12 protein-coding genes and 1 riboswitch are annotated in these 13,040 nt (G+C 29.8%); of the genes, 10 read left to right on the top strand and 2 right to left on the bottom strand.

From position 1 onward, the window contains the following. The first annotated feature begins 255 nt into the window (after positions 1–255). From CLAU_RS07940 to CLAU_RS07900, 10 genes are all read left to right on the top strand, one after another. A complete protein-coding gene (locus CLAU_RS07940; RefSeq protein ID WP_023162373.1) occupies positions 256–1,698 on the top strand; it encodes an ATP-binding protein in 1,443 nt (480 codons plus the stop codon). 1,983 nt (positions 1,699–3,681) lie between these two features. Further along, the gene (locus CLAU_RS07935; protein WP_023162371.1) at positions 3,682–4,164 is read left to right on the top strand and encodes a hypothetical protein; all 483 of its coding nucleotides are present in this window, start codon (positions 3,682–3,684) and stop codon (positions 4,162–4,164) included. A gap of 409 nt (positions 4,165–4,573) precedes the next feature. Then, complete coding sequence (locus tag CLAU_RS07930; protein WP_144289724.1) at positions 4,574–4,810, top strand: hypothetical protein; 237 nt, start codon at positions 4,574–4,576, stop codon at positions 4,808–4,810. A 122-nt stretch (positions 4,811–4,932) separates the two neighbouring features. Further along, positions 4,933–5,475: a hypothetical protein gene (locus CLAU_RS07925; protein ID WP_023162370.1), complete on the top strand. Its 543-nt coding sequence runs from the start codon at positions 4,933–4,935 to the stop codon at positions 5,473–5,475. A 1,563-nt stretch (positions 5,476–7,038) separates the two neighbouring features. After that, a complete protein-coding gene (locus CLAU_RS07920; protein ID WP_023162369.1) occupies positions 7,039–7,293 on the top strand; it encodes a DUF1653 domain-containing protein in 255 nt (84 codons plus the stop codon). A gap of 44 nt (positions 7,294–7,337) precedes the next feature. Continuing rightward, entirely contained in the window at positions 7,338–7,499 is a 162-nt protein-coding gene (locus tag CLAU_RS20735; RefSeq protein WP_023162368.1) for a hypothetical protein, read from the top strand. Beyond that, positions 7,499–8,518: a hypothetical protein gene (locus CLAU_RS07915; RefSeq protein ID WP_023162367.1), complete on the top strand. Its 1,020-nt coding sequence runs from the start codon at positions 7,499–7,501 to the stop codon at positions 8,516–8,518. Before CLAU_RS20735 ends, CLAU_RS07915 begins: the two co-directional genes overlap by 1 nt. Before the next feature lie 726 nt (positions 8,519–9,244). Further along, complete coding sequence (locus tag CLAU_RS07910) at positions 9,245–9,796, top strand: AAA family ATPase (protein WP_023162366.1); 552 nt, start codon at positions 9,245–9,247, stop codon at positions 9,794–9,796. 313 nt (positions 9,797–10,109) lie between these two features. After that, a complete protein-coding gene (locus CLAU_RS07905; protein ID WP_158453201.1) occupies positions 10,110–10,463 on the top strand; it encodes a CPBP family intramembrane glutamic endopeptidase in 354 nt (117 codons plus the stop codon). A gap of 152 nt (positions 10,464–10,615) precedes the next feature. Further along, positions 10,616–10,700: riboswitch (cyclic di-GMP riboswitch) on the top strand. A 21-nt stretch (positions 10,701–10,721) separates the two neighbouring features. Then, positions 10,722–11,954 carry a hypothetical protein gene (locus CLAU_RS07900; RefSeq protein ID WP_023162364.1) on the top strand — a complete coding sequence of 411 codons (1,233 nt, stop codon included), beginning with the start codon at positions 10,722–10,724 and terminating at the stop codon, positions 11,952–11,954. Positions 11,955–12,151: 197 nt separating this feature from the next. Here CLAU_RS07900 and CLAU_RS07895 read toward each other — a convergent pair whose 3' ends face one another. After that, on the bottom strand, positions 12,152–12,757 hold the full coding sequence (locus CLAU_RS07895) for an HDIG domain-containing metalloprotein (RefSeq protein WP_023162363.1): 606 nt from the start codon (positions 12,755–12,757) through the stop codon (positions 12,152–12,154). Then, the gene (locus CLAU_RS20865; protein ID WP_023162362.1) at positions 12,754–12,900 is read right to left on the bottom strand and encodes a hypothetical protein; all 147 of its coding nucleotides are present in this window, start codon (positions 12,898–12,900) and stop codon (positions 12,754–12,756) included. The genes CLAU_RS07895 and CLAU_RS20865 overlap by 4 nt, the downstream gene beginning before the upstream one ends. Between the last annotated feature and the right edge of the window lie 140 nt (positions 12,901–13,040).

Genomic DNA, 13,040 nt, shown 5'->3' with positions numbered 1-13,040 from the left:
TTTCTCTTTAATATTGAATATATTATTTACAATATCTTCAATCTACTTGAAACAAAGTAACTTTTACTTAACACAAGAGCTTGATTACTTGAAAGCAAATATATTATGATATATAAGATAAATGCTAGTTTTTAGCGCTATTTATTATAAAAAACCCTTACTAGCTTATAATAAATATAGATTTACTTAACACTAAAGTTATTTTACTTGAAAGTAATATAGAGTTACTTGAAACAGAAAGGAGGAATCTCTTAAATGAATATTAAAATGCCAATAGAAGAAATAATAAAAATGGGAGAAGGCCAGTACTTCGATAGAAAGTCATCCAAAATACAAATAAATAAATTAGCAGAAACTTTAATTGCCTTTGCAAATGCAGATGGAGGGACCATAGCTATAGGAATTGAGGATGGAAAAATATTAGGTATAAATAGTCAGGGAAATATTAAGATAAACGATTTTATTCAATGCAGTTTTGATAAGTGTATACCACCTGTTAAAGCAAATTGTGAATTTGTAAATGTAATTAAAGATAATGGCAAGGAAGATAGAATACTTCTTATTCATGTTGAGGCAAGCATAGATAAAGTACATAAAACTGCAGCTGATGAAGCTTATTTAAGGGTTGGAGATGAAAATAAAAAGCTTAATTTCGAACAAAGATTAAACCTAGAATATGATAAAGGTGAAAGGCTTTTTGAAGATAAAATAATTACAGAATGTACAATGGAAGATTTAGATGAGACTGTACTTAAAAGTTATGCAGAAGCAGTTAAATATAAGGACAAAGATTATGAAAAGCTCCTTTATGCCAGAGGGCTTGCAAGAAGGAGTAAGGAAGGTCCTAGAATAACAGTAGCAGGTGTTTTATTATTTGCAGAAAATCCAAGCATATTTTTACCAAATGCGAGAATTAGATTTTTTAGATATGAAGGCAGCAGTGCAGAAGTTGGAACAGGTATGAATATTGTAAAACAAGAAATGATAGAGGGGCCACTCCCGAAACAAATAGAGATAGCTAAAAATGTAGTCAAAGCACAGCTAAGAGAATTTACAGCACTTAATCCTATGAATGGAAAGTTTATTACTGTTCCTGAGTATCCAGAATTTGCATGGCAAGAGGGCATAATTAATGCTGTTACTCATAGAGCGTATAATATACAGGGTGATGATATAAAAATATTTATGTATGACGATAGATTGGAAATAATAAGCCCAGGCAAGTTTCCCAATATAGTAAGTAAAGGAAATATAAAAGAAGTTAGATATTCAAGAAACCCAAGAGTAGCAAGAGTACTTACAGAGTTAGGTTGGGTAAGGGAACTTGGAGAGGGAGTAAAGAGAATATATAAAGAAATGAAGGAATATTTTCTCGATGATCCAATTTATGATGAACCAAACTACTCTGTAAAACTAGTTTTAAAAAATAATATTATAACGAGAAGACAAAGACGTAAGGAAAGGGTTAATAACCTAATAGATTTTGATTGGAATAGTTTTTCAGATGATGAGAAAAAAGCTATAGAAATGGCTTATTCAATAGAAAAGTTATATACTAAAGAATATGCAGACATAATAAAGAGGAGTGCTACCTATGCAAGAAGTTTATTAAATAATCTTGTAAATAAAGGAATACTGAAGAAAGTAGCTTCGTCTACTACTGATCCACACCAATATTACATTTTTAAGGAATGTTAAAGATAGTTAATAATTATAAGTGTATTAAGTATAAATAATTTGTGGTAAGTCAAATTTAGTATCTATACAGATAGTAATAGAATATGCTGTGTTTATTTATAATGTGTGTCATTTCAGTATTTTATTTAAAATATGAAGCTGTGGATATGCTTTAACTTTTCCTGCAGTCAGAATTAAAGCATATCCACAGCAATCAATTTAATGGGATGCTCCGCCCCAAAACCCAGGAAGCAATCCTTCGAAGTCCCATAATAGGCTCCTTTTAGTCGCAGTGAAGCTTTGGACTAGCTATTATTATTTACTACGTTCAAAAAATAGCTAGTCCAAAGGCAAACATAATATTCTGCTCAGTAAATCATATCATAACAAAGTAAATTCCCCTCTTGTAATAATATATAATATTAATCCTACAAATTATAGAAATATCATATGATAAAAAATAAATCCTGATTTATTAAGTTCAACTAATCTAGATATGAATTCTAGGTTATAAAAGAAGCTAAACTCTTACGCAAGTAAAATTGGTATTACATATAATTCACTTTTATATATTAAGGCACTTTGACTGCCACCCAAAAAAGGACAAGTTTCTATCTAGTATTTCTTTGCTTTTATAAGTTCCTCCTTTATCCAGACCTTCTAAAAGCAAAGAAATACACGATTTTAACTAGTCCTTTATTTGGGTACCCGGCAGAGTGCAGAGGGGTGAGACATGCTCCCTGCAGAAACCTTTCATGTACAAGCATTGAAAAGACATGTCCATATAAGGTTTCGCAGCAAGGCAAGTCCACCCCTTTCCGGCATTCCTCTGGGGTCTTTCGCTTGTGCTACTTCGCTAAACAAAGGGAGATTTAACGAAAGTACAAGCTTTTACAAAGCTTGATACAGTCGTCAAATCTATTGTTTAGCAAAATAAACAAGCGTTCAGGGGAGTCTTCAAGGGACTTTTATATGCATGAAGTTTTAGACAGCTCTTTAAAATATTTTTAAACAATTTGTAGTATACAGGCGAAAGGGTGGACATGCTTCTAACACCTTGTGGAGATATGATTATATGTGGAGATTACTTATATGGACGGTGTTACAAGGCAAGTCCACCCTATGTAAACCAAAATATTTATACAATAGAAAGTCATTTTGTTTGGACGGTTGCTTTAATCAAATTTCTTAAGCTAATTCTTCAATAATTTCATAACTATGTATAAAAGGTACACTATCTAAAACTTCCCATTCCATCATCTGTACATTAGCTCTATTAGATATGCATAATGTTCCCTTTTTCCATCAGTTACGCATATTCCCTCTACTCTATTTTCTTCTTTGAAATCCATAATATTTGCTCATTTATTAAATGATATATTTATTCTATGGGGAAAACAAGGAGGAAGATAGTCGCTTTACTTAAATATTAGTAAGGGTCTAAATTTAAGATAAATGAAGAAGTTAATTCGGAATTATCCATATTTCCTTACACACTATTTAGAGATGGTGCAGTTCTAGAAAATAATACAGATAACATATCTAAAGCTACAAATAGACCAAGATATTTATATTGCTTAACAGATGGAGAAGAAAAAATAAGTAAGTTTATCGCGTCTCAGGGTACGCTGATAGATAAATATTCAAATTAAAGAGAGACGATTAAGAATACCTATTCAAATTAATGGTCAAGAGTTAGCTTTTAGCACAGGAGATGACAATAAGCTTCGAAAAGCTATAACATAGATATTTTATTAATAATAATGATGTGAAATTTTCAAGTAATGAGGATTTTACGTCATTTATTTTGTTTACAATATAAATTAAAATTAATGTCGCTTTTTAACTAAGTAATTAAAAGATTTACAACAAAATATAATTATTTTCATATAATCCTAAATTAAATCCGAAAACAAATCTTTAATTAAGTATTGACTAAAGATAAATTGTTTGTTATACTTAATATGAAATTTGAAAACGGATTTAAAAAAGGAGCTGAATGGAATGGGAAAAATTACTTATATAATACCGATGGTTTTTAAAAAAGGTGGTAAAATTAACTATAGAGATTACCAAAAGCAATTTGATGCAGCAATGAATGAGTTTAATAGGCGTGCGAAAAAAGTAAATAAGGCGCGAAAAATATTGAAGGTTGAAACTACAGAGAATCAGTTTAATGTGTTTCTTGAATCATGGGATACCCTTCAAAACCCTTCAAAAGCTTTAAACGTATTTTCACAAACTTTAGCCACAATGCAAATATTCAAAGATTTCCTTGATAGTCAAAGACATTTACTTAGAAATAATGGCAAGGCCACGGTGGTAGTGAAAAAAGCAGAGGTAATTATCAACGACTGTAAGTTAATTCAAACGTTAACAGATATAGTATTAGGTGGGGAATTAAATGAAAGCATACAGAAGAAGTATGCTAGGAAAGAGGCAAAGGAAAATGTTACACGTATTGCCAAAGAGTATATGTTGCTATAAAGGTTACTAGCTGTTAAAGGTAGACTTTTTTTAAAAAAGTCTACCTTTCTATCATGGAAAAAGTAGTTGGTAAACATGGTATGCCAACAAGAAATAGAATTAGGAGGTTTTGGAATATATGCATCCTTATTTAACAATGTAGATATTATTTTATTAGCAAATAGAATTAGTACATTAAATTCATATCAGTTATTAAACCTTGTGAATCATGTATAAAAAATTTCGATATATATGAATATTACATGCTAAAAGTGTCATCAATTTTATGTATTAGACAGCTGTGATTGAAATGATAAATTAGAAATAAAGTAAATAGTTTTTAGTAAAATTTTTAATTAATTTACTTTCAACAAGCTATTGTTTTGAACGTAAGGAGTGCAGCTTATGACTTTAGAGGAATACATAAGGCTTGCAAAGTTGCAACGAAACGAGTAGGAAGAAAAATAATAGCTTGTCCAAAGCTTCTTTTGGAATAAAGGGAGACTATTATAAGACTTCGGAGTTTTGCTTCCTGGGTTTGGGATGGAGCATCCCATTATTATTTAATGTCTATTTAAGAAAAGTAATGAATTCTGCTACTGAAGGAAGGAGATATGGACCTGACAGAATGGCTGCTTTGGCAATAGTATGGCCTTACTGGGGTTAAATTTTAGAATAAATAGTATAATTAAGAGATTGTAAGTGTTTATGAATTGTATATAATAAAAAAAGGTTTTGGCCTAATTTGAGAGTATATACTATATTAAGGTAAAAAGGGAGAGGATTAATGTGTCAGTATTAATTATAAATATTACTGGTAATCAACGAAAATTTGAGAATCAATTTTGTAATGATTTGTCTTCTAAAATAAATGCAGAAACAAAAATAAAGGACATAAGAGGAGAGGACCTTCTAGCTATGCAAGGTATTGATGGTGAAGGGCATGAAGTTATAGTAGTAGTTGGGCATGCAGGTAGAAATGGAAAATCTAATACCATATTAGATTGTGGTTTTGGATGGAAATTATTAGACAATCCAACGATATTTACACAATTATTAGGGAATAATAATAAAAGATTTATCCTTGTATATTGTGCATGTAGTGCACTTTCACCAGAAACACTTGTGAGCGGTATTGAAGATCAAAATTGTATAGGTGTTGTAGCTAGTAGAAATCCAGTAAAATATACTCATGCTAGTATTGTAGCTGAAGTTATTAATTTAGTGCATGAATTTATATTAGAGAATAACCAAGATATAGATTCGTTACAAAGAAATATACGTAATTTAGTAAAACAGTATGATGACTATCCAGATTTTTGGATTTTTTAATATCTATTTATCGACTATATGAAATTTTTAAGAAAATAATGGAGAGTGTAAAAGTAGAAATTTTAAACTAATTGCTTTTTAGAAAATATGAGTAAGATAGCAAAAGTCATACAGATATGATACTTTTATGAGGTACATGATTTAAAGTGTTGTTTTAGTAAAATGTTTTAAAGTTTTATTAGGATGTTATTCTATTATATAATTAGCAAAAATTTTAAAATATAAGTGGCGGAAAGAACGAAGTTTTACGCCATTCTTCCGCCAATGTAGAAATTGTAATAAAATTTAATAAGATATGCAAGGTTATAATAAAATTTTTACACTCCTTATATATCAATAGTTTTAGAGTACATAAAAATATACTATGACACAAAAAAATGTAAAAAAGTAATTTTATGAAACAACCACATCATGTGGATTGGTGAGGAAATAGTCAATTTATAAAGGATGGACCTTTTAGCAGAAATTCTATAAAGTTATCAATATTAAATAAAGAACTTTATTAAAGAAATTGCTAAATTGCATAAAAATTATGTCTATTGATTATTAAATAAGAGTAGCGTTTTAAATTATTTTATATACCTAAGCCGTCCTTATGCCTGCCCTGCAAAGGGCATGTATAAGGTGGACTAGCCCTGGGCTTGTCAAAGGCGCCAACCGTGCGTGAAAAATCCAATTTAATTAAATATTTTGTGCGTAAAGGGAAGACCCCAGAGGAATACATCGGCAGTACAGTTAAAACAGGAACTTTTTATGAATTATTAAGGAAGCACTTTATCCGCAGGAAGCCTTCCTTTTATTTTTTGCAGGAATCTAACTATTATAAGGCTGACGAGGACTAAAAAAGTGCTGGTGTTTGAAGAAAATATACAGCGGTTTATTATTTAAAAAGTACATAAGTGCAATTAGAAGTGTGTCTACAGTAATATTTATATATAATAATTTTTATTAGTGATAAGGGAAAAGTTATAGCATTATATTTTAAATTTATAGATATATGTTTATGGTATTTTTATTTTGTAAAAGTATAAAAACTCATTTTATAAAGATATAAAAGCGGTATTTATTTAAAGCGTTGTGCAAAAGAGTTTATATAATTTGCCTTTGGACTAGCCTTTGTTTTGAACGCTGCAGGGTTAAGTTTTGTATATAACAGATGTTTTACTTTTAGTGATTATTGAGGCGTAAATTAAGTGAAAAAGAAAGTGCTTGTCCAAAGCTTCCGTGCGAGGGAAACCGAGCCTATTATAAGACCGTAGAGCATTACCTCCTGGGATTGGGGCGGAGCATCCCATAAAAAATAAAGGCACTGGCCAAGCTTTTGTCTGAGTGTTCGAAGAGTTAAAGCTTGGCCAGTGCTTCAGCTTTATGTAACTAAATTGGACATAGCTATTTGGAAAATTGCAACTTCATGGTATTCTTTCTTTTATTATACGAATAAAAACGCAATTATTAAACTAATATTCCATACAAAATACACAATATAATGCAAACTTTACAAAAATATCAGAAAGATTATAATAAAGTTATATATTAAGATGTATTTCAGGAGTGTGAAAAGATATGGATGAATTAGAAAAAAGAAAAACAGAATTACGAAATCATAAAGGAAAGATGGTTAGACACTTTAAAAATAAGGATTATTTGATATTAGGTTTCGCAACACATACTGAAACAGAAGAGGAATTAGTTATATATAAAGCTCTTTACGGTGATTGTGGTGTGTTTGCTAGACCAATAAATATGTTTGTTAGTGAAGTAGATCATGAGAAGTACCCTGAAATAAGACAAAAATGGAGATTTGAATTAGTTAAATAAAAATATTCATTTATATATTATATTCAATTAAGGTGGGTGGTAGTTTGATATTAAATGTATTAAAGTTATTAAAACTAACTGTTGTTAGAAATAAAAATATTTTGGAAGTATATAAAATAAAAAATAAAGAGAAAAATAAAGAGAAAAATAAAGAGAACATTCATTACTTCGAAGTATATAAATTAGATAGAAAAAGGAGCTATTGATGAATATAAGAAAGTCTTTAAAAGGAAAATTAATTGCCTTACATAAGTGGAATCAAAAAAGATGGTTAATAGTATCCTTAATAATGTCAACTGCAAGTATATGGTTCTCTTTAATACTCACTTTTTGTGGACAAGACTTAAATTTAATTTCAGTTTCAGGCAATAAAAGAACGCTTACATGGCCGGGATCAATTTTAACATTTATTGTTATATTATTTTCATTAGTAGTAGTTTTAGCCCAAAGGTGCTATGAATATGAGGAATTAAATAATAATAAAGATAAAATGGGATTACAGGTATTGCAAACGATAAGTACCAGCACTAATGAAATATGTGATTGTAAATATGCAACACTATTAGAACAAATATATGGTATAAAGAATAATAAAATTAAAGTACCACAGATTGTTAGTAAACCCAAAGAACAGCTAAAGCAAATTATAAAATGTTTGAATGAGTCTTTATGCAAGACATTATCATATGGCGATTATAAAATAAATAGTAATGAAATGTATGTGTGTCTACATTATAATTTCCCGGAGGAAAGTAAAGAGTGGTATCTTGCTGAGAGTGTATACGCAGAAAGAAGTATTTCAACTACTGAATTATTAAATGATAATTCCACTTTTAAACAGATTCTAGATTTTAGACAAGACCTGATATTCTGGAATTCAAAAGAAGATGCGAAAAAACATAACAAATATATTGAAGATGAAGAAGATCAATTTGATGAAAATCACAATTTAAAAGGTTCTATAGCTTGCTATAAAATACAAATTATTTTTCATAGTACAACGTATATAAATGCTATTATTTCATTTGCAACATATTCTAAAAGATTTGTTAATAAAAAAAATAAGAATGCTATAAATACAGTAAAATATAATATTAAAGAAAATATTCTTTCTGTGTTTAAGAAGAGAATCAATATTGAATTATGTTTATTATATCTAATGAAACTAAATCAAATTGAACAGAAAGGTGAGATTAAAAAGACAAATTTAAGTGTAGCAAAATAATTTATTAAAAGCTTTTGAAAAGGTTTTAATAAATTATTTTGCTAATATAGTAGAACGTACTATAGAAAACATAGATTAAGCAAAAAAGTGATCCATTCATCTTGCAGGTAGGTCCATGTAATGAAATTATTTATATAATTGTATTCTAGAAAATTATAGAGATTTACACTCAAATCTGTAACACAACCGTAACACAACCGGGAGAAGAAAGTAATGTATTTAGGTTTATTTGAAGGACAAGCTATGTCTGAAGGGCGTTGATATATAAAGGTTTATAAACTTGTATAATTTTAACATGATGTCCATTCTATTACACCGTAGGTTGTAGGTTCGAGACCTACTACCCCTGCCAAATATCAATGCTTTCACGATTTCGTGAAAGCATTTTTTATATGAAATAACACAACCCAGAAAAAAATATATAAGCACAAATAAAAAAATGCCCTAAAACTATAGGGCAAATAAATGATTAATTCTATCAACTGCTATTATTGCAGTTTTATTTTACGCTGAATTTTCTATATTAATTTTAGATACTCTTTTAAAAGTTCTTTGAACTTTAAGCTCATTATTTTCAAAATCTATGTCAGACCACTTAAGAGCTACTACCTCCCCCTATCCTCAAACCTGTTCCAAGTACTAATATAAATGATGCTTTATTTCTATAACTTAGTATATAAGAATGTTCATACAAATTATAATTTGGCGTTAAGGAGGTTAAAAGAAATGGCAAGAGGAATTATTATTTTTGGTTCATCTGGTTCTGGAAAAACAACATTGGGAAAATTGGTTGCAAAAAAACTTGATTTTCCGTATTTTGATATAGACGATTATATTTGGAGAAAAGATACAGATAAACCTTTTACTATTATGTATACTCATGAGGAAAAAATCAACAGATTAATGACGGATATATCAAAAGGAACTCATTTCGTGATGGCAGGCTCAATGGATAGCTTTAATAAACCATTTGTTCCATTATTTGATTTAGCAATACATATTACCGCATCCGTTGATACTAGAATTGCCAGAATTAATAAGAGAGAATATGAAGTATATGGGAAGAGAATTATGGAAGGCGGCGATATGTATGAAGAACATTGCCGTTTTCTTGATAACTCAGCAAGATATGATACCGATGGCTCTCCATGTATGCGCACACATGCACAATGGGCTAATTCGTTACCATGTAAAGTACTTCGACTAAATGGAGATGAAGATTTAAATAAGAATGCTGAAATAATAGTCCATGAATATTTGAATCAGGATTCTTTATGAATTAGTAATTTGTAGTACAGATTATTTATATTATGTGACGTAAAAAATATTATCTACATATTGGGAGGCATAAGAATGCAAGGAGTTGAGCGTTATAAGGTTAGATTATTACCTCATTGTGAAGAATGGAGAGAGGAATTTGAAGAAGCAAAAAAACATTAGTAATAATAAGTCCTATAGTATTAACAAAAAAGTTTTTAAAACAGCCGTGGGTCAACATGGGTGTGTCGAAACATAATCTAAGAAAGTCAGTTATTATAGGAATAATAACAGGTATAATATATATATATTATCATTTTTAGTTTATATGGATATGAGTATTATTAAAGCAATAACACATTTAAACATTAATTATTTTTGGGGACTATTAAATTTTGCTGTAGTTGGATTTTTTGAAGAATTTATGTTTAGAGGGTATTTGCAGACTCATTTAATAATATGGCTTGGAAAAAATAAAGGGTGGATGATTTCCTCTGCTTTGATGGTTTTAATGCACTTACCTCAAAGAATTTTTAGTGCTGGACTGTCTTTAAGTGGAGCCTTTACGAGTATATTTTATCTAGTCTTTTTTAGCTTATTTTTGGGATATATGATGATTAAAACTGAAAATGTTACCGCACCAGCTATACTTCATACTTTATGTGATTGGGTAAGGACACTAAGTTGATTTTTCAATTACAGATATCTTATATGTAAGTAATCATATTTTATTGTATAGGTTATGATATAATTAACATTAATAAAGCCCAAATAGTAAAATTTTTGGACATAAAAAATTTTTTATACTAATTTTATTCGTATTAAATCCATGATATAATACGATTAGATGGAAGTGATGAAGTATAGCTTGTATTTTGGACACTTAAGCTATATTGAGCTAGTAGTGTAACCGGCCTCGTAGTATTTACTAGGAGGAGATTATAGTATGAACAAAAAATTAGTATGTATGTCAATCTTAGCAGGCCTATTAGTTTCAAACACATCTTCTATTGTATTTGCAGCTCCAGCTTCAACAAATACCGTTGTTACAGGCAGAACAGAACAAAATATAAAAACTGGGATGATTATGCCTACAGCAATTCAAAGTCAAGTCTATCATAATGTAACTAAGGAAGTTACATTAACGGGAACTATTATTATTGATGGACCTCAGTTGGTATTTACCGTTACAGATCCTAATGGAAGCCCTATTCCTGATAGTAATATCACAGTTACAAATGTTGCCGACAAAACTTATACTTATTCTGTTAAAGTAGATCCATCTGCATTTAAAGGCAATGTAAATTATAAACTTAGTGCAAAAACAATTTATAAAAATGGAAAAACAGCTGGACAAACTCATACATCTGCCCCTGATCAAAAACAAAATATTCATGTAGCTTATGTTAATAGTTTTGAGTATAGCAATTTTACTTTTGGAGCTTATGACAGAAATCAAAATCAATATCCCTATTCTTATGACTTAATAAAAGTTTGGGATGATGGAACAAAAACTTCTAAAGGAGTAACAGGAACTGTTTCTGGCGAAAGTTCGGTTTCAATTCTAGGGGAAGATCCAACGTATGATGGTGGACCTGCTAATGTAGGTAACCAAATACCACCTGTAAATATTAAAAGTTTTGAGATAAAACCGGTAGTTGATTCTAATTGGAATTGGTCAGATAATAAATATAATTTGAGTTTCACTCTTATTAAGAATCTAAGTAATGGTCAAATTGAAGAAAATCAAGAATTTATATCAATAGATCCTTCAACAACTTATACTTATACTGCAAAGGATGATAGGTCACCAGACTATTCACAAGATTTTACATTTACTGCACCAGCAGCACCAGCTCCGGTTGTAAGTGATGTTTTAGTAGAACCCAGCAGTATTAGCTCTAAATGGACTGGAAATGATGCTAACGGAGGAAATGTTCAGGAAAATTATACTTTAACTTATAAAATTAATGGTCAATCCTTCTCTAAATATTTAAGCACCAACTTTACAAATGGTACAGGATACAGTGATCAAAATTTACTCTATACAGTAGCATTTAATGGAGAAGATGTGAATGTAAGTTATACATTGCCATATATTCGGCCAGCTTCAACAGATATTAATACCTCTAATGCTGGTTCTGGTAGTAATGATAATAATGGCAAAGGATCACACTAATAAACAGTCTAAATTTAGGAATACATAAAAGATTTATTGATTTGTAGCAAATAATTTTATAAAAGACCGTATTGGAGATATTAATATGCTCCCCTATCCATAAACAGACTTTTATTTTTTAATCTGTCTACTTTAAGGGGAGCAAATAAAAAACTTTACGGCTTTTTTATTTGAAATGACACATTAAAAAAGTAAACTTATTTGCATTTTTGGAGAAACTGATGAAGGGTATGATTCTCTTTTTTTCTATCGCTATTTAATCTTCCAATTCTATCGCATAAGCCTAGTAAAGCCACTTCATGGATATCTGTGTGCTCTTTCATACCCTGTATGTCTGCAAAGGGCAAATTATTTACTACAAATAGTATTTGCATATGGTATCTGATAAGCTCACAAACTTCTTCAATGAAGTCTTTATCTTGTGTAAAAAATAGCAGAAATTCTTTTGATAGAGCTGCTCCAACCTTATCATGGTCATAGGAAGTTATTTTACCCTTTCTGTCCCTGGTGGTAGAAGGTTTCCCAATATCATGAAGCAGTGATGCCCACATAAATACTTTTTGATTTTTACTTTTTGATTTTACATTTGCCGCTTCGTCTACTACAAGTAGAGTATGATTCCAAACAGTACCTTCTGGGTGGTATTTTGGAGATTGCTTCGTAATACTCAATTTGTAAAGCATATCAAAGGGATACTGCTGAAATAATGGATCATTATAGAGTCCTTTTAAATAATCTGATGGTTTCGAATCATTCAGCAAGTGATACTCAATATTGAGGTACAATCTATTCAAGTTCATCATCTCTTAGTGTTTGAGCCTAATGCTTCTTTTTTTGTGTTATGATTTTCATTTTGGTTATCACTATGAGTAGAATTAACGGCATTGCTTAGTTTTTCTTGTACGTTTTTGGATTTTATGTTTTCATTTTTTTTACTTTTAGACATATCTTTCACCTCTCTAATCAGTATTCCAATATGAAAAATATTTATTCTAATATCAAACCTTTAGAAAAGAGGGTAACATTTATCACAGATTATATAGGTGTTTTATAATATAATGCTTATATTCAATATGATAATTAGTG

Source organism: Clostridium autoethanogenum DSM 10061, assembly GCF_001484725.1.
GTDB classification, from domain to species: Bacteria; Bacillota; Clostridia; order Clostridiales; family Clostridiaceae; genus Clostridium_B; species Clostridium_B ljungdahlii.
Note: the sequence above shows the minus strand (reverse complement) of the source record. Positions and strands in the feature narration are given on the sequence as shown.

Coding starts and splice junctions, on each gene's coding strand:
- CLAU_RS07940 (WP_023162373.1), top strand. CDS start 256: ATGAATATTAAAATGCCAATAGAAGAAATAATAAAAATGGGAGAAGGC.
- CLAU_RS07935 (WP_023162371.1), top strand. CDS start 3,682: ATGGGAAAAATTACTTATATAATACCGATGGTTTTTAAAAAAGGTGGT.
- CLAU_RS07920 (WP_023162369.1), top strand. CDS start 7,039: ATGGATGAATTAGAAAAAAGAAAAACAGAATTACGAAATCATAAAGGA.
- CLAU_RS07915 (WP_023162367.1), top strand. CDS start 7,499: ATGAATATAAGAAAGTCTTTAAAAGGAAAATTAATTGCCTTACATAAG.
- CLAU_RS07910 (WP_023162366.1), top strand. CDS start 9,245: ATGGCAAGAGGAATTATTATTTTTGGTTCATCTGGTTCTGGAAAAACA.
- CLAU_RS07905 (WP_158453201.1), top strand. CDS start 10,110: ATGAGTATTATTAAAGCAATAACACATTTAAACATTAATTATTTTTGG.
- CLAU_RS07900 (WP_023162364.1), top strand. CDS start 10,722: ATGAACAAAAAATTAGTATGTATGTCAATCTTAGCAGGCCTATTAGTT.
- CLAU_RS07895 (WP_023162363.1), bottom strand. CDS start 12,757: ATGATGAACTTGAATAGATTGTACCTCAATATTGAGTATCACTTGCTG.
- CLAU_RS20865 (WP_023162362.1), bottom strand. CDS start 12,900: ATGTCTAAAAGTAAAAAAAATGAAAACATAAAATCCAAAAACGTACAA.